We start from the raw sequence: 17,381 nt of genomic DNA, 5'->3' as shown, positions 1-17,381 counted from the left end.
TGCACAGCCATACCCAACAGCCGCTCTCCCCCGAAACCGGACCGATCATGACAGTCGGCGACGTGGAGAACATGCTCGACCACATGCCGCGCGCCGCCCGCGATTACGACCAGCACGCGGCGATGCACACCGACAGTTACAACTTCTCCGGGCTCACTATCGATTCCGAGCCCGAACCCGATGTCGACTCCGAGTCCGAGTCCGAGTCCGATGCTTCACGTACCGGCGTCATCGCTCCAAACCAGGCAGCGAGCAGGTCAGCCTCCGAGTAGAGCCGGTCAGGGGCGATGACGGTGTCGTCGGCGACGAAATAGAACACGGCATCGACAATGTCCGGATCGATCCCCTTGAAGCGGGCGTAAGCCAGCCGGTATAGCGCAAGTTGGGTTTGCTTGAGTTCGAGGTCGGCGGCATTCCTGGGTGCCCGCCCGGTCTTCCAGTCGACCACCTGGTACCCGGTTTCGGTGCGATAGACCGCGTCGAGCTTGCAGACGAAAACCTGGCCGCCGAGCACGTGGTGAATTTCAATCTCGACGTCGACCGGCCGGCGGTCGGCCCACTCTGAGCGTTCGAAGGTGGCCTGGAGCACCGCGAACTGTTCCTGCTCCGGCACGGCGAGGTCCCCCAGTGTGCCGGTCCCGCCGCCGTACCCGTCGTCATCGCCGAAGTCCAGTTCATTGAGGCCGGCGTCGACGCTGTCGGTGCCGGTGGTTCCGCCGGCACGGCGCTCCACCCAGGAGTGGAATAAGGTGCCCAACCGGGTTGCCCGGTAGGGGCGCTGCGGCATGGGGCGCCGAAGTTCGGCGGCGACACCCGCCGGGTCGTCGACGTAGTCCTTGAACCGGGAGGCCGGGATGCGGGTGGGAACGGGGGCGGCACCGCCGCCCGCCCCGCGCAGGGCCCGCTCCTCGAGCAGCAGCGTGACCGCGTGGGACCAGCGGGTCGGGGCATCCGCTTCGCTTTTTCGCACCCGAGTCGCGGCGGCTTCCACCAGCGTGCGACGAGTGCCGAGGGGGTCGAACGGCCACAATTCGGTGCCGTCATCGGCGGACTCGGGTTTGTCGACGTCGGTGCTCGTGTCGGGCACCGCGGCTATCAGCCCGGCCTCGGCGAGTTCGATGAGGTAGCGGCTGGGCTTTCGCACGGTCAGGCCGGGGCCCCAGAACGAGCCGGTCAGCAGCAGTTCGTGTTTGGCGCGGGTGGTGGCCACGTAGATGAGGCGACGTTCTTCGTCGTCGTGCCGCGTCGCCAATTGGGCCTTGAAGGTCTGGAAGGCCGCGTCGTAGTCGAGTTGGGTGTCGTGGCCGAGAATCTCGAGCTCGGGCAGCTCGGAGCGGTCGCCGCGAAAGCCATAGGGCAATTCGCCGAAACGCAGCCAGCCACTGGTATCGCGGGAAGCCGCGGGCAGGCTCTTCTCCTCGAGGTTGGGAATGGCGACGAAATCCCATTCGAGGCCCTTGGCTCCGTGGATTGTGAGCAGCTGCACCGTGCCCTGTTCGGACCGTTCGGCGCGCGGGCCGAGGTCGTCCTGCAGCTCCGCCCGCTTGAGCCAGCGCAGGAAGCTAGCCAGGCTACCCTGCTCGTCGCTGTCGAGAAACGCGGCGATCGTGTCGTGGAAGGAATACAGGTTGGCGAGGCCGAGATCATTGGCCTCGTTCGCGGTCAGTTCGATGTCGAGCCTAAATTCCTGCTCGATCAGGCGCACGAAGTCGAGCAGCGGCAGGCCGGCCCGGGAACGCAGCCACGCGAGCTGCCGGCCGGCCGACTGCAGCCGGGCACGACCAAGCTCGCTGAATCCGGCGAACTGGCCGTGGGAATCAGGCGCCGTTCCGAGAAAATCGAGCGCGTCTACGAGGGAACTGCCCTCATCACCGGCGACGGATGCCCGCAGCTTGCCCCGCAGGTCGGCCGAGATGGATTTCTGTGCCCAGTCGTGCCCGGCCAGCCAACTGGCGACGCCCGCGAGCGCCTGGAGGTCGCGCGGGCCGACCCGGTAACGGGCTCCGCTGAGAAGGCGCACGAGTTCGCTACCGGCGGCGGGATCGTGCACCACGCGGAGCACGCTCACGACGTCGGAGACCTCCGGCGTCGACAGCAACCCGCCGAGGCCGAGCACGTGGGCGCGCACGCCGTGCGCCCGCAGCACCTCGGCGAAGTAGTCCATCTCGCGGCGTGCCCGAAACAGCAAGGCGCCGGTTCGCTCACCAACCAGCCGGGCGGCGAACCAGTCAGCGACCGCGCCGGCCTCCTCGGCGATGGTCTGCGCCATGAGCGCATCGACCGCGCCGGTTCGGGTTTGTGCTGGAACCTTGAGGGTTTCAACCTGTATGCCGCCCGGTTTGGCGCGCAGCGCCTCGCTCAACGGGGCGACGAGGGCGTTCGCAGCATCGAGGACGCTGGCGGGGTTGCGCCAGGTAAACGACAACGACATGGTCTGGGCTGGGGCTGGGGGGCTCAGATCGCTGGTGTTGAAGTCGCTGGTGTTGAAGTCGCTGGCGAAGCCGAGGAGGTTTGCGGAACTGGCACCGCGCCATCCGTAAATGGACTGGTGGGGATCGCCGACGGCCATGACCGGGTGGTCGCGAAACAGAGTGTGCAGCAGCTCGGTCTGCAAGACCGAGGTGTCCTGGTATTCGTCGAGGAGCACGACGCGGTACGAGTCGCGGTAGCGGCCGACCACCGCGTCGACCTTCTGGCAGACCTGCAGCGCCAGCGCCACCTGGTCGGAGAATTCGATGAGGCCGAGCCGGCGTTTCTCGCTGCTGTACCGGGCGGCGAGCTCGGCGAGCACCGGCAGCGGTGCGACTGCGGCGAGGGAATCCAATACCGAGTCGTACGGCTTCTTCTTGCGCGGGTTGCCGTAGGGTACATCGGCCAGGTAGGCGAAGCTTCCGGTTAGGCCGGTGAGGTCGTGCGGGGAACCCGGCGTGCCGCCCAGCCAGGCCGGCGGGTTCTCGGCGAGGGTGCGGCTGAGCTGCAGCACGGCGTCGGTGACGAGGTCGAGGCTTTTGCCGAACGGCACCAGCCGACCGTCGCCGTGGTCGATGACGACGCGCCGGGCGAGCAGCCAGGCGCTCGTCTCGCTCAGCAGCACCGACTCCGGTTCCCGGCCGAGCAGCAGGGCATTCTCGGTGAACAGCCTGCTCGCGAAGGAGTTGTAGGTGGAGACGCTCGGGGTGTTGAAGAGGTCGGAACCTGCTGCGGTCGTGGCGTCGTCGGCCGTCGGCGGCATGAGGCCGGCCGCATCGAGGTCGGTGATGCGCTTGTTGATGCGGTCGCTCAGTTCGCCGGCGGCCTTGCGGGTAAAGGTTAGTCCGAGAATCTGGTCGGGGCGGGCGTGACCGTTGGCGAGCAGCCAGAGCACCCGGTTGGCCATGGTCTCGGTCTTGCCGCTGCCGGCACCGGCGACGACGAGGGTGGGCGTGAGCGGAGCCTCGATCACGGCCTGCTGTTCGACCGTGGGCGGAGGCAATTCGAGCCGCGCGGCGATGTCGAGGGCAGAAACCCGAGTGGCAGTAGTGACGATACTCATGAGCTGACCTGCTTGATGACGTGGATTCGGCAGGACCCGTGGCTGCGCGGGTCGAGGCAGTGCGAGGTGATCTCGGCGATAAAGGTGGCGCCGCCCATGCCGGCGGCGTCCCGGCCGACCCTGGTGCGAAACGCGTCGAGCTGTTCGGGGGTGAACGCAGGCTGGGTGGGATTGCGGTAGTTCTGCTTGACCGTACCGGAGGAGACGATGACCAGGCGGGCACCTGCGAGAGCCATGTCCCCCGAGACGCCGTCGATCCCCCCCTCCTGGAACGCCAGCTGGTAGGCGCCGAGTTGCGGATGCTCAGCGACGCCGCTGTCACTCGTCGCGTCGCCCTTGCCGGTTTTCAGGTCGACGATCACCGCCCGCCCGTCGGATTGGCGCTCCACCCGGTCGATCGTGCCCGAGAGCACGGCGCCACTCACCTCGAGCTCAAACCTGCCCTCGGCGCTCAACAGCTCGCCGCCGCCGTGCTCGAAATCGAGAAGGTAGGAGGCGAGGCGGTCGGTGAGCGCCCGCGCGGCGACTTTCTGCACGCGCGATTGCCAGTCGGCGTCGAAATCCAGTTCGTTCCAGCGGGCCTCCACCGCCTGCCAGAGCGCTTCCGGCCGACGGTCGACGCAGTCTTCCATGACCTTATGAATGATCGTGCCGAGGTTCGCGGCGGTGTTCGAGCTACCGCCCCCAACCTGGCCGATCAGCCAATGCAGCGGGCAGGTCTCGAACGCAGCCATGCGCGACGGCGAGACGCGCACCGGCTGGTCGCCGGCCTCCGGGTCGTTGAGTGGGCGCACGGTACTCGGATCGGCCAAACCGTACCAGTCGTCGGGCGCGGCGCCGGGCACGTTGTCGCGGGCCAGGCGGGCCAGCGTGGCGGCGGCATCCGCTGCCCGCGAACTGGACTCGGAATCGGTGCGGGTCGACGCGCGGATGGCGCGGGTCAGGTCGCGCCGCAGCCGCCCGGCCAGGCCGCGCAGCGACAGGGGGTACCGCGCGAGGTCATCGATATCGCGCTCGGGCTCGGGCTTCGGCAGCAACCGCAAAAACGCGGACGGTTCGTTCTCTTCATTGCTGACGGCGGTGACGAGCAGTTCGGTCGTGGCGCGGCTGGCTGCCTGGGCGAACATGCGCAGTTCGTCGTGGAGCACCGCGGTGCGGGCGTCGGTGCCGGAAGCGTCGTGACCGGAAGCGACCAGGGCGAGGTCGCCAGCGCCGAGCAGGGAGCCACGGATGCGAAGGTCGGGCCAGACATTGGCCTGCACACCGGCGAGCACCACGACGTCGAAATCGCTCCCGATGGTGCCGCTCGGGGTGGAGACGGTCACGGCCGCGCCGAGGGCCCGCGGCGCAAGGGTGTCTTCGGGCACATCGGTGTCGACGAGGTGTTCCAGGAACAACACCGGCGGGGCCGACGGGGTGCGTTCGACGTAACGTTGCGCGGCCGAGAACAGCGCGACGACGGCGTCGAGGTTGTGGTTGGCTTCGTCGGCGACGATTCCGGTGCCGGTGGACTGTTCCTTCCACTCCCGGTCGAGGCCGCTGCGCTGCCACAGGCCCCAGAGCAACTCTTCGATGGTGGCTCCGGCCTGGTATTCGACAGCGGCCTGGCGCAGGCTCTCGCCGCAGCCGGCCGCGCGCCGGGCGGTGCGGTTATCGATGCCGGCGAGCAGTTCGGGGTTCTGCAGGGCGGCGACGAGCAAATCGTCGGCGCTGCGCGGAGTGGGGACGTCAGCGGCCAGCTCTTGCTGGCTCAGCTCTTGCTGGCTCAGCTCTTGCTGGCTCAGCTCTTGCTGGCTCAGCTCTTGTTGGCGCAGCGCGGCGCGCAACCGGCGCACAGTGATCGGGTCGAGCCCGCCGAGCGGGCCGCGCAGCAACTCGATCGCCACCTCGGCGTTGAGCGGTTTGCGGCCAAGGGTCACCTCGAGGGCGAGGATGAAGGCCTTCACCGCGTACTCATCGCGCAGCGCGGTGCTCGCGGTCGACACCTGGGTCGGTACCTCGAGGGCGGCGAGCCCCTTGGAGATCGACGGCACGAGCGATCCGGTGCGCACGATCACGGCCATTCGCGACCATGGCGTTGCGTTCATCACATGGCGTTCGCGCAGCAACCGCGCGATCACCGCGAGCTGGTCGGCCGGGCTGGTCGCCACGACGGTGTGCACCGAAGGCTCGGGCAGGCCTTTCTCCCCCGGCAGGTCGGTATTGTCGGGCAGGTCAGGATGGCGGACGGCATCGGCTGATTCGATACTGACCGCCGCACGCTGGGTTCCCGCCGCCGCAGCGCCGATCCGGCTGGTGATCTGCGCAATAGTCGAGCGGATGCCCGCACCATGCCGGTAGACCGTCCGCAGCACGATCGGCGCGGCCAGGTCGGCTCCGAGATTCACCGCCAGGTACGAGCCGAGGCGACCGAGAGCATCCGGATGCGCACCGTGGAACGTACCGGTGCTGATGTCCGGGTCGCCGACGGCGATGATCGCCACTCCGCGCGCCTGGAACTGGGCCAGCAGGGTCAGCGTCGCCTGGGTGACCTCCTGGGCGTCGTCGAGCACGATCAGGCGCAGGCCGGCGAGAGTGCCGAGCTGCGCGGTTCCGGCCGCCCCGGCCGGTGCACCGGCAACGATGGCGGCGGCATAACGGGCCAGTTCGGTGGAGTCGTATTGGCCGGGGCGGGCCTGGTCTTTGGCCTCTTCGTAACCGCGTATGAATTCGGCTGCCGCAACCCACTCGGGTCGTCCCAGTGCGAAACGTTCGAGCTGGTTCGGGGTCACGCCGTATTCGACGGCGCGCATCATGAGATCGCGCAGTTCGGTACGAAAACCGCGTAGGCGGCGCACGTCGGGGCCGAGGGTGGCCGGCCAAACCGGACCGCCATCGTCGTCGAGGTGACCCTGCAGCAGTTCGGAGATGATCTGGTCCTGCTCGCCGCCGGTCAGCAGGGTCGGCGGCGGCCCACCAGCCTGGGTGACCGTGGAACGCACAATCTGAAAGGCCACCGAGTTGGCACTGCGAGCGAGGGGCCCGTTCGTCGGCACTCCGAGGCGCAGCGCGATGCGGTCACGCAGGGCGGTCGCCCCGGCACGGGTCGGCACCAGCACGAGCACCTCGCCCGGCGAATACCCCCGGTTCAGCACCCGGTCGGCCACGAGTTCGACGAGCGTCGTCGTCTTGCCGGAACCGGGCGCGCCGATCACCGCAACACTCACCCCGTCGGGGAGGTCGAGAACGGCCTGCTGGGCGGCATCGGGGTGGTGGTTGATCACAATTCAACGGTATCGGGTTGCGCCGACAGTGAACTCTGTCAGGGCCGCGGCGCGTTCTGTCGTACTCTGATCGCACGGCTACGAAAGGCAAATCTGTGGATATTCGCATTGGTATTTTCAACTCTCCCCGGGAAATCGGTTTTGAGACTTCGCAGCCAGCGACCGAGATCGAGGAGACCGTTGCGGCGGCCCTCTCCGGTCAGACCGGCTATCTGAAGCTCAGCGACAGCAAGGGTCGCGTCTACATCGTTCCGACCGTGGGCCTCGCCTATGTCGAACTCGGCAGCGAAGAATCGCGCCGCGTCGGTTTCGTCGCCTAAAGCACATGGAGCTTCTGTTCGTCGCGCTGTTCGGTGCGATCATCGGTCTCGGCGCGCGCTATTTTCTGCCCGGTCGGTCGACGCAGGGCTCGGTATTGGTGCCGGCGATCGCAACGGTTACGGCTTCCGCTGTGTGGGTCGCGCTGACCTGGCTCGGCTGGAATTGGGCCGGCGGGTGGATCTGGTGGGTGTCCCTCGGGACGGCCGCCGCGGCATCCGTCGTGCTGAATATCACGATCAGCCGCCGACGCATCCACGCCGACCAGCGGATGCTGCAGCGCCTCGCCAAAACCGGCTCGCCCGACACCGCGTAGTTGTTGGAGCCTGGTTGGCAGCTAGGCGGTGAGGCCGAGGCCGTCCATACGGCGGGTGTGCGCGGCGATGAGCTCGGTGAAGACCGGTTCGATGCGTGCTTCGGCGGCAGCAGCGGAGCAGGCGGCTGGCATGGCCGACCGGGCCACGAGCAAGGTATCGCCGACGAGCCTGCGACCCCACATGGCCAGGCGTGAGCCGAGCGCCGTATCGTTTTCGATCGCGGTCTGCAGTTCGTGCACGAGCACGTCGGTACCGGAATCCTCGCCGAGCAACTGCGCCACCCTCGGGCCGATGTCGCGCGGCAGGCCGTCGGAGAGCCGGATGAAGAAATCGTCGAGCAACCCGCCGGCGAGGTAGCAGCTCAGGAGCAGTTCGTGCCAATCGGCACCGCTGGTCTTGCTGCGAAACTCATCGAGCCCCGTGACGAAGGGAGCCATCTCGGTGGCTGGATCATGGTCGCGGCGACGAATTTCGGTGATCAGGCCGTGATGCTTGCTGAGCGCTCGCCCGGCAGCGGAGCTGAGTCCTTCCTTCACGGCGAGGTTCGGCGCGGTGGCTACGGCACGGGCCAGCGCTTCGAATTCGCCCAACTCGCTGTAAGCGGCCTGGCCGAGAAAATGTTGCACGTCCGGTGCCAGCGAACTGATGTCCACTTTTTCCGTTGGCTGGAGCGCCCCGCGGGCGGAAAGCCGGGGAGCCTCATTGCGCTGCGGGCGCCGACCTAACCACGTGACCACGGGCCTAGCTTAGGACAGCGCGCCTGTGGCCGCTGTCCAGACGGGGCAGTAAGGTGGAATTACGTCGCCGACAAGGATCGGCGACCGCTGCCCGAGACGCAAAAACGGGCGCACTTCGCTTCCAGTTAATGACAGGCATACATTCGTGACTTTCTCCGAACTCAATATTGACCAGGACATGGTCGATTCCCTTGCTGCCAAGGGCATCCTCGAACCGTTCCCCATCCAGACCCAGACCATTCCCCTCGCGCTGGCCGGTCAGGACATCATCGGCCAGGCCAAAACCGGCACCGGCAAGACCTTCGGCTTCGGCCTTCCAGTCATCCAGCGTCTCGGACTCGACCCCGAGTCCGGGGTGCAGGCGCTCATCGTCGTTCCGACCCGCGAACTGTGCGTGCAGGTCTCCGAAGACCTCGAACTTGCCGCGGCGGGACGCAGCACCAAGATCGTCTCGATCTACGGCGGTAAGGCCTATGAGGGCCAGATCGAGCAGCTCAAGGCCGGCGCGCAGATTGTCGTCGGCACCCCGGGCCGCCTGCTCGACCTCGCCAGCCAGCGCCTGCTGTCCCTCGCCAACGTGCGTGAGATGGTGCTCGACGAAGCCGACAAGATGCTCGACCTCGGTTTTCTGTCCGACATCGAGAAGCTGTTCGCGCAGACCCCGTCGACCCGCCACACCATGCTGTTCTCGGCGACGATGCCCGGACCGATCGTGGCCCTGGCCCGCCGCTTCATGAACCGCCCGATCCACATTCGCGCGACCGACCCCGACGAAGGCCTCATGCAGGCCAACATCGAGCACCTCGTCTACCGCGCCCACAACATGGACAAGGACGAGGTCATCGGCCGCATCCTCATGGCTGAGGGCCGCGGCAAAACCATCATCTTCACCCGTACCAAGCGCGCCGCCGCGAAGCTCGTCGAAGAGCTCGGCGACCGCGGCTTCAACGCCACCGCCGTGCACGGCGACCTGAACCAGGAACAGCGCGAACGAGCCATGGCCAGTTTCAAGAGCGGCAAAAAGGAAATCCTGATCGCAACGGATGTCGCTGCTCGCGGCATCGATGTCGAAGACGTCACCCACGTGATAAACCACACCATTCCTGAAGACGAGAAGGCCTACCTGCATCGCGTCGGCCGCACCGGCCGTGCCGGCAAGACCGGCATCGCCGTGACCTTCGTGGACTGGGACGACCTACACAAGTGGTCGCTCATCAACAAGGCACTGGAATTCGGCCAGCCGGAGCCGATGGAGACCTATTCCTCGTCGCCGCACCTGTACACCGACCTGAACATTCCGGCGGGCTCCAAGGGCCGCCTGCGGGCGACCCCGGTGAAAGATGTCGCCGCCGGTGACGCACGCACCGGCGGCGCCGGCCGTTCCGGCGGGGCACGATCGGCGGGCGCGGGAAGCCGTTCCGACTCCGGTCGGTCCGGCGCGGCCCGCTCGGGTCGTTCCGAAGGCGGCCGCTCCGAGGGTGGACGTGGATCTGGCCGTGGCGACACCACGCGCAACGCCGATCGCGCGGCGACGAGCCCGCTGGCCACCGGTGGCGACGATGTGGGCCGACCCACCCGGTCACGCACCCGCGTCGGATCCAGCACCAACCCGGATGCCCCGGCCGCGACCCCCGCTGCCGGCACGCACGATGGTGGCGGAGCCGAGCACCATGACGGTAACAACGCTCCGTTGCGCCGCAGCCGCACCCGTCGTCGTTCCCCGCAGACCGGGAGCACCATCTAAGTACTGATCACGCCCACCCGCGCCCGGCACCCCCGGGCTGCCCGCCGATTCGGCTGCGGTAGCCTCGGGCCGGGCGCTCGTGTTTGCGGCCGGCGCTGTGGCATCCGCTGATAAAAGATCAGCCGTAGACGGGCGTGGAGCCGCGGCCCTCGGCGATGATGCGCTCGAGCACCTCGGGATTGGTGGTGTTCTCGCCGAGCCGGTTGGGTTTGCCGGTGCCGTGGTAGTCGCTCGAACCGGTCACGACCAGGCCGAACTTTGCGGCGAGTATGGTGAGGCGCGCGGTGGGTTCCGGCTTGTTCTCCCGGTGCCTCAATTCGAGCCCGAACAGTCCAGCCTCGACCATAGTCTTCAGCCGGGATTCCGAGACGACGTCGCCAATACCGCGCGTAGCGGGATGGGCGATGACCGGCACTCCCCCGGCGGCCCGCACGAGTTGAATCGCCCGCAGTGGGTCGGGGGCATAATGCGGCTGAAAGTAGCCGGCCTTCCAGTGCAGAATATCGGCGAAGGCGGCGCTGCGATTGAGAGCGTAACCACGCGCGACGAGGGCATCCGCGATATGCGGCCGGCCGACAGTGGCATCGGGAGTGGTTTGAGCGAGAACGTCATCCCAGCTGAGGTCATAGTCCGCTCCGATGCGGGCCACCATCTGCTCAGCCCGGCTCAGCCTGGCAGCACGAACGCGCGTTATCTCGGCCAGGAGCGCCGCGTCGGCCGGGTCGAAGAGATATGCCAAAAGGTGCACACTGGCATACTGCACCCGCGTACTAAATTCCATTCCGGGAATAAGTGTGAGCCGTTCGGCGTGCGCGGCAGCGGATGCCTCTGCCCAGCCGGCCGTCGAGTCGTGGTCGGTCAGGGCGATCGTGCCGAGGCCGGAAGCGGCCGCGGCCCGAACGAGCTCCGCCGGCGTCTCGGTGCCGTCCGACACGCTCGAGTGCGCGTGCAGATCTATGGGACCCTGAAATTGCCGCGCGACTGCCATGATCCTATGCTAGTTGGCCGCCCATACCCGGCCAGTGCCTCTCGTGGCGCTGGAAATTCCCCAGAATAGTGATCTAGGGTGCAGAACAATGTTCTCCCGACTCCTCCGCGCACTGATCGTCCTCGGCGGCGCCGTTTTTCTGCTGGTTCTGACCTGGCCGCAGGGCTTCGGCCTGCAGAACACCTGGGTGGTCGCCCACCTGGTCTCGTTCCGCGCGATCGCCGTGATCGGCGCGGTCGTCGGGCTCGTCCTGCTCGGGCTGCTGAGGTTCATCCGCCCGTTGCGCCGCACCCTCGGCATGGCCATGGTGCTGCTCGTTCTGTTCGCTGTGGCCAACGTCGGTATTCTCGCCTCCCGCGGCGTCAGCGCACGGGTCAATACCGCGCCGAACAGCGAAGTGGATGCCGGTTCCGTGACGGTACTCAGCTGGAACACGCTCGGCGACGCGCCGGGTGCGACCGTCATCGCCGCGCAGGCGGTGGCCCAGAACGCCGACGTCGTGACCCTGCCAGAGACCACAGAGGAGACGGGGATCCTGATCGCCGAAGCCATGCGCGACGCCGGCCGCCCGATGTGGGTACACACGCTCGCGTTCGACCTGGTGTCGAAGGCTCGTTCCACGACCCTGCTGATCAGCCCCGACCTCGGCGACTACGTCGTGAGCAACGCAGCGGGGTCCGGCCCTCCCGGCAACACCAACGTGCTACCGACCGTCGTGGCCAAACCGGCGGACGGCACCGGCCCGACGATTGTGGCCGTGCACGCGGTCGCCCCGATCCAGTATGAGATGTCGAACTGGCGCAGCGACCTCGACTGGCTCGCCACCCAGTGCCAGGGCGAGAACGTGATCATGGCCGGCGACTTTAACTCGACCCTGGACCATATGGCTGGCCGGGCCGGCGGTGGCGCTGGCACTGTTCTGGGCAACTGCGCGGATTCCGCCCTGTCGGCCGGTGCGGCCTCCGTCGGAACCTGGCCCACGAGCATCCCCGCGCTGCTCGGCAGTCCGATCGACCACGTCATGGCCACCCGCAATTGGAAGGTGACCGTGCTGCAGGTGATCGAGCCCCTCGATGACGCCGGCAGCGACCACCGTCCAATCGTGGCTACGCTGACACCGGCCTCGTAGTACCGGAACGACGCTGATCGGCGCATCCGCTCGTCGCAGCATCTGCACCAGCGAGATCGGGCGCTGTCCAGAGTGCGGTGCGAGAATGGGGAAATGGCTGATACCACTGCTTCCGCATTTCTTCCGGCTGCGCGCTCGAACGAGAACCGTTCGACAACACCCGGATCAACCGGCTTCAAATCGTTCATCGCGAGTGGCTGGGCCGAACGCACCGACGTGCTGCCACCCGCCCGTGAGCAGGCGCCCTTCGCAGCCGCGCGCCGCGCCCGGATCTCCGCTCAGTACCCGGGACAACGCCTGATCATTCCAGCCGGGCGGTTGAAGCAACGCTCCAACGACACCGACTACGCCTTCCGCGCGCACTCCGCTTTCGCCCACCTCACCGGCTGGGGCAGCGACAGTGAACCCGGTGCAGTGCTCGTGCTCGAACCGACTTCCGCCGGTGGCCACGTCGCGACCCTGTACTTTCAAGAACGTGCCGGCCGCGATTCCGACGAGTTCTACGCCAACCCCGACATCGGCGAGTTTTGGATCGGTCCGCGCCCCTCGGTGGCCCAGGTCGCGAGCGACCTCGCCCTCGACGTGCGCGGCATCGCCGAGCTCACTGCCGTACTTCAGGCCGTCGACAGCGAAACCCTCGTGCTGCGGGAAGCCGACCCGACGTTCACCGAGCGGGTCGACGAGGCCCGCCTGCGCTTCGCCGCCGAACGCGTGCTTGACAACCGCGCCACCGACTCCCCGTTTAGCATTGAGATCAACGCCGCGCACGAGCCCGACGCGGTGCTGGCTCGCGACCTCTCCGAGCTGCGCCTCGTGAAGGACGCCTGGGAGATCGCGCAGATGCGCCTCGCCGTCGCGGCTACCGCGCGCGGATTCGACGATGTCATCGCTGACCTGCCCCGTTCGAGCGTGCACGCCCGCGGCGAACGCCTGGTCGAGGGCGTGTTCAACACCCGCGCCCGGAGCGACGGCAACACGGTCGGCTACGACACCATCGCCGCCTCCGGCCCGCACGCCTGCATCCTGCACTGGACCCGCAACGACGGTGTCGTCGCCCCCGGCGACCTCATCCTCATCGATGCCGGCGTTGAGCTTGACAGCTACTACACCGCCGACATCACCCGCACCCTGCCGGTCAACGGCGTCTACGGCGAGGTGCAGCGCTTGGTCTACGAAACGGTGCGGGAAGCCGCGGATGCCGCCCTCGCCGTCGTGCGCCCCGGCGCTGTGTTTCGCGACGTGCACGCCGCCGCGATGGCCGTCATCGCCCGGCGCACCGCTGAGTGGGGCATGCTCCCAGTCACCGCCGAGGAGGCCTTGCAGCCGGAGAACGGGCAGCACCGCCGTTACATGGTGCACGGCACCAGCCACCACCTCGGCATCGACGTGCACGACTGCGCTCAGGCGCGCCGGGACATGTACATGGACGGTGTGCTCGAACCTGGCATGGTCTTCACGATCGAGCCGGGCCTGTACTTTCAGCCCGACGACCTCACAGTCCCCGTCGAATTTCGCGGCATCGGCGTGCGCATCGAAGACGACATCCTGGTGACGCAAACGGGTGCCGAGAACCTCTCAGCGGCGATCCCCCGCACCGCCACCGAGGTCGAGGCGTGGATAGCGGCGACGCAGCGCTGACGCAGGTCCCGAGAGCGTGAAAAGTGCCCGTTTAAAGGTATCAATCGGGTACTCCTCGCGCTTTCGCGTAATTATTCCGGGGAGACGGGAAAAATGGGAGGCTCCGGCTCAGTGCTGCCGCCGAGCAGATTCCGTGCTCGGTGGACCAGCTCGGGGTCGACGACGACCTGGTAGCTGGTCGCGATCACCTGCATGGTCGAGGTGAAATCACGCCGACGTCGGTTGATGGCATAGCTTGCGATGCCGAGAAGCATGCCGAACCCGGCACCCATGATCAGGGCGGCAAAGACGAACGGCAGGCTCGAACCGGTCGGTGAGAACAGGAAGAACAGGATTCCGAAGAAGATTCCGAGCCAGGCACCGGATGCTGCCCCCGCGAGTGCGACCCGGCCGTAGGTGAGTTTGCCGGTCACCCGCTCAACACTCTTGAGGTCGTTGCCCACGATCGAGAGCTGTTTCACCGGAAAATCGGCCTTCGCGAGCGTGTCAACAGCGGCCTGCGCGTCGGCATAGCTGTTGTAGGTGGCGAGCACCTCCCCGCGCGGCAACACGGGGGGCAGCACCGGGCGGCGTCGGGAGAAAAGGCTCTGGTTGCTCATTACGCCATTCTTCCACGCCGACCTGACCATGCGGCGAAATGACGAACCGTTCGGGGCGGGCCACCATTGGCAGGCCAGTGGCCTACATTTATATTGTGAATGCCACAAGAGTTTTCGTTGCCCGACTGGCCGGGTGCACCGTTTTCGACCCCGCGGGCGACCGCGTGGGCAAGGTGCGCGATGTTCTCGTGGTCTATCGAAAAAACGACCCGCCCAGCGTCGTCGGCCTGATCGTGGAGATTCCGGGCAAACGACGCGTCTTCGTGTCGATCAACCGGGTCACCAGCATCGGCAGCGGCCAGATCATCACGACCGGCCTGATCAACGTGCGCCGCTATGAACAGCGCGGCGGTGAAGTGCGCGTCATCGCCGAATTGCTCGGCCGCAAGGTGGTCTTCAACGACAGCTCTGGTGAGGCCACGATCGAGGACGTAGCGATCAAGGAAGGCACCGAGGCCGACTGGGCGATCAGCCAGCTGTTCGTGCGCCGGCCCAAGTCCAGTCCCTCCCCCTTCGTCAAGGGCGTCACGACTTTCACAACCTGGGCCGAAGTGCACGAGAAAGAGACCAAGGGCCAGGCGCAGTCCGCCGAGCACCTCATCGCTACCTATTCCGACCTGAAACCGGCCGACCTCGCCAACACCCTGCTCGACCTGCCCCGTGAGCGCATGTTCGAGGTGGCCGGTGAACTGCCCGATGATCGCCTCGCAGATGTGCTCGAGGAGATGCCCGAAAGCGACCAGGTCGGCATACTGACCAGCCTCGGCGACGCCCGCGCCGCCGACGTGCTCGATCAGATGCAGCCGGACGACGCGGCTGACCTCATTGCCCAGCTGCCCGAGGAGCGCGGTGAGCAGCTGCTCGACCTGATGGAGCCCGAAGAGGCCGAAGACGTGCGTTTTCTGCTCTCCTACGCCCCCGACACTGCTGGCGGACTCATGACGACCGAGCCGATCATCGTTTCGGCCGACGCCACCGTCGCCGAGGGGCTCGCCCGCATCCGTCGTCACGACCTGGCGCCGGCGCTCGGCGCGGCGATCTGCGTCACCCTCCCACCCTACGAAGCGCCCACCGGCCGCTTTCTGGGCATGGTGCATTTTCAGCGGATGCTGCGCTACCCGCCCCACGAACGGCTCGGCACGCTGCTCGATGCCGGACTAGACCCGGTGACCGCCGATACCTCGGCCGCCGAGGTCAGTCGCATCCTGGCGAGCTACGACCTCGTCTCGGTACCCGTCGTCGACGAGAATTACCGACTTGTCGGGGTGGTAACGATTGATGACGTGCTCGATTACCTGCTCCCCGACGACTGGCGCAGCCACGACGGCAACGATGACGTGCGTCGCCGTGCTGCGGCCCGCAGCGAGCTGACAACCGGTAGCATCCCGCTGCCCGGAGCGCAAAGGACAACTCGTGGCCCGCAATAACCGCGTCGACCTGCGCCTCGATGCGCCGAAGGGCCTGCGCTCAAGCAACCTTGTGGGTCTCGGGCGTACCGGCCACAGCCGTGACCGGTTCGGCCGGTTCACCGAGGCGATCGCGCGCGGTATGGGAACCCCGTGGTTTTTGCTCGGCCTCACCCTGTTCGCAGTCTCCTGGATCTCCTGGAACACCCTGGCACCGGTGGCGTGGCGCTTTGACTCCGTTGCGCTCGGCTTCATCGCGCTGACCCTCGTGCTCTCGATGCAGGCCTCCTATGCCGCGCCGATGATCCTGCTCGCGCAGAACCGGCAGGACGATCGGGATCGGGTGCAGTTCGAACAGGATCGGCAGCGTGCCGAACGCACCCTCGCCGACACCGAGTACCTCGCCAGAGAAGTGGTGGCACTGCGCATCGCGATCAGGGACATGGCGTCAAAGGATTTCATTCGCGCGGAATTGCGCACGTTGCTTGAGCATTTAGACGAGCGCAGTCACCCAGCGGACGAAACTACTACCAGCACCAAGGAAAGCCGCCCCACCGCATGAATTCTGCCCCCGACAGCATCCGCTCGCGCGTTCTGACCGCTTTAGCCAAAGTGACCGACCCGGAAATTCGCAAGCCCATCACCGAGCTCGACATGGTGTCGGGGGTGACAGTGAGCGATGAAGGGCTGGTGACCGTCGGCATCCGCTTGACTATTGCCGGTTGTCCGGCCGCTGCTCGGATCGAAAGCGATGTTCTCGCCGCCGCCGAGTCGGAGGCTGGGGCGGGCCGCGCGAGCGTCGAGGTCGCCGTCATGACGCGCGAGCAACGCACCGCGCTCACCGAGAAGCTGCGCGGCGGCCAGGTGGAACGCAGCGTGCAGTTCGGCCCGGAGTCGCTCACCCGGGTCTACGCGATCACGAGCGGCAAGGGCGGTGTGGGCAAGTCCACCGTCACCGCCAACCTCGCGGTTGCACTGGCCGGTGAGGGTCTGCGGGTGGGCATCGTCGACGCCGACGTGCACGGCTTCAGCATTCCCGGACTGCTCGGCCTCGTGCACGACGGGCTCGCAGTCAAACCGACCCAGGTCGGCGACATGATCCTGCCGCCGATCGCGCACGACGTGAAGGTCATCTCCATCGGCATGTTCATCGACGATGCGTCGGCCGCCGTCGCCTGGCGCGGCCCGATGTTGCACCGCACCATCAAACAGTTCCTCACCGACGTCTATTTCGGCGACCTGGACGTGCTGCTGCTCGACCTGCCGCCGGGAACCGGCGACGTGGCCATCACGGTCGGCCAGCTGCTGCCGCACGCCGAGGTCATCGTCGTGACTACCCCGCAGGCGGCGGCGGCCGATGTGGCCGAGCGCAGCGGAATCGTCGCACGCCAGACCGGGCAGAGCGTGTTCGGCGTTATCGAGAACATGTCGGCGATGGTGCAGGCCGACGGCAGCCTGCTCGAGCTGTTCGGATCGGGCGGCGGCGCCGAGGTCGCCCGGCGTCTCTCCGTCGGGCAGACCACGGCGGTACCGGTCCTCGCGCAGGTTCCGTTGAGCCTGTTGTTGCGCACCGGCGGGGATGCGGGATTGCCGGTCGTGCTCGGCGCGCCGGATGACCCGGCCGCCCGCGCCATCCTGGCGCTCGCCCGCAGCATGAAAACGCGCGCACGGGGCCTCGCCGGCCTCAGCCTCGGTCTCACGCCCCGCTGA

At 67.1% G+C, this 17,381-nt stretch carries 13 protein-coding genes; 8 read left to right on the top strand and 5 right to left on the bottom strand.

The window, feature by feature from the left end:
* Positions 1-136: 136 nt before the first annotated feature.
* Both E3T47_RS02555 and E3T47_RS02550 read right to left on the bottom strand, forming a co-directional pair.
* Positions 137-3,532 (bottom strand): ATP-dependent DNA helicase, encoded by a 3,396-nt coding sequence (locus E3T47_RS02555; protein WP_134554066.1) that lies wholly within the window; start codon positions 3,530-3,532, stop codon positions 137-139.
* Positions 3,529-6,795 carry an ATP-dependent helicase gene (locus E3T47_RS02550; protein ID WP_241981864.1) on the bottom strand — a complete coding sequence of 1,089 codons (3,267 nt, stop codon included), beginning with the start codon at positions 6,793-6,795 and terminating at the stop codon, positions 3,529-3,531. Before E3T47_RS02550 ends, E3T47_RS02555 begins: the two co-directional genes overlap by 4 nt.
* Before the next feature lie 95 nt (positions 6,796-6,890).
* Here E3T47_RS02550 and E3T47_RS02545 point away from each other — a divergent pair, with 95 nt between their 5' ends.
* Together E3T47_RS02545 and E3T47_RS02540 are read left to right on the top strand one after the other, a co-directional pair.
* Complete coding sequence (locus E3T47_RS02545) at positions 6,891-7,115, top strand: DUF3107 domain-containing protein (RefSeq protein WP_092108379.1); 225 nt, start codon at positions 6,891-6,893, stop codon at positions 7,113-7,115.
* Between the two features lie 5 nt (positions 7,116-7,120).
* Entirely contained in the window at positions 7,121-7,429 is a 309-nt protein-coding gene (locus E3T47_RS02540; protein ID WP_134554064.1) for a hypothetical protein, read from the top strand.
* Positions 7,430-7,450: 21 nt separating this feature from the next.
* Here the strand turns inward: E3T47_RS02540 and E3T47_RS02535 are convergent, their stop codons facing one another.
* Positions 7,451-8,083: a ferritin-like fold-containing protein gene (locus E3T47_RS02535; protein ID WP_134554257.1), complete on the bottom strand. Its 633-nt coding sequence runs from the start codon at positions 8,081-8,083 to the stop codon at positions 7,451-7,453.
* 229 nt (positions 8,084-8,312) lie between these two features.
* Here E3T47_RS02535 and E3T47_RS02530 point away from each other — a divergent pair, with 229 nt between their 5' ends.
* The gene (locus tag E3T47_RS02530; RefSeq protein ID WP_134554063.1) at positions 8,313-9,911 is read left to right on the top strand and encodes a DEAD/DEAH box helicase; all 1,599 of its coding nucleotides are present in this window, start codon (positions 8,313-8,315) and stop codon (positions 9,909-9,911) included.
* 118 nt (positions 9,912-10,029) lie between these two features.
* Here the strand turns inward: E3T47_RS02530 and E3T47_RS02525 are convergent, their stop codons facing one another.
* Positions 10,030-10,899, bottom strand: a complete 870-nt coding sequence (locus E3T47_RS02525; protein ID WP_134554062.1) for a PHP domain-containing protein — start codon at positions 10,897-10,899, stop codon at positions 10,030-10,032.
* Between the two features lie 88 nt (positions 10,900-10,987).
* On the opposite strand from E3T47_RS02525, the gene E3T47_RS02520 reads away from it, so the two are divergent.
* Positions 10,988-12,028: an endonuclease/exonuclease/phosphatase family protein gene (locus E3T47_RS02520; protein WP_134554061.1), complete on the top strand. Its 1,041-nt coding sequence runs from the start codon at positions 10,988-10,990 to the stop codon at positions 12,026-12,028.
* A gap of 93 nt (positions 12,029-12,121) precedes the next feature.
* Positions 12,122-13,666, top strand: coding sequence for an aminopeptidase P family protein (locus E3T47_RS02515; protein WP_134554060.1), 1,545 nt, complete (start codon positions 12,122-12,124; stop codon positions 13,664-13,666).
* Between the two features lie 71 nt (positions 13,667-13,737).
* On the opposite strand, the gene E3T47_RS02510 is transcribed toward E3T47_RS02515, so the two are convergent.
* A complete protein-coding gene (locus E3T47_RS02510; RefSeq protein WP_134554059.1) occupies positions 13,738-14,265 on the bottom strand; it encodes a YflT domain-containing protein in 528 nt (175 codons plus the stop codon).
* Between the two features lie 95 nt (positions 14,266-14,360).
* Here E3T47_RS02510 and E3T47_RS02505 point away from each other — a divergent pair, with 95 nt between their 5' ends.
* The 3 genes from E3T47_RS02505 to E3T47_RS02495 are packed head-to-tail and all read left to right on the top strand — an operon-like array spanning position 14,361 to position 17,381.
* Positions 14,361-15,692 (top strand): magnesium transporter MgtE N-terminal domain-containing protein, encoded by a 1,332-nt coding sequence (locus E3T47_RS02505; protein WP_134554058.1) that lies wholly within the window; start codon positions 14,361-14,363, stop codon positions 15,690-15,692.
* Positions 15,679-16,233 (top strand): DUF1003 domain-containing protein, encoded by a 555-nt coding sequence (locus E3T47_RS02500; protein WP_134554057.1) that lies wholly within the window; start codon positions 15,679-15,681, stop codon positions 16,231-16,233. Before E3T47_RS02505 ends, E3T47_RS02500 begins: the two co-directional genes overlap by 14 nt.
* Complete coding sequence (locus E3T47_RS02495; protein WP_134554056.1) at positions 16,230-17,381, top strand: P-loop NTPase; 1,152 nt, start codon at positions 16,230-16,232, stop codon at positions 17,379-17,381. The genes E3T47_RS02500 and E3T47_RS02495 overlap by 4 nt, the downstream gene beginning before the upstream one ends.

The organism is Cryobacterium ruanii (genome assembly GCF_004404055.1).
Classification (GTDB): domain Bacteria; phylum Actinomycetota; class Actinomycetes; order Actinomycetales; family Microbacteriaceae; genus Cryobacterium; species Cryobacterium ruanii.
This window is presented reverse-complemented; position numbering and strand designations above follow the sequence as displayed.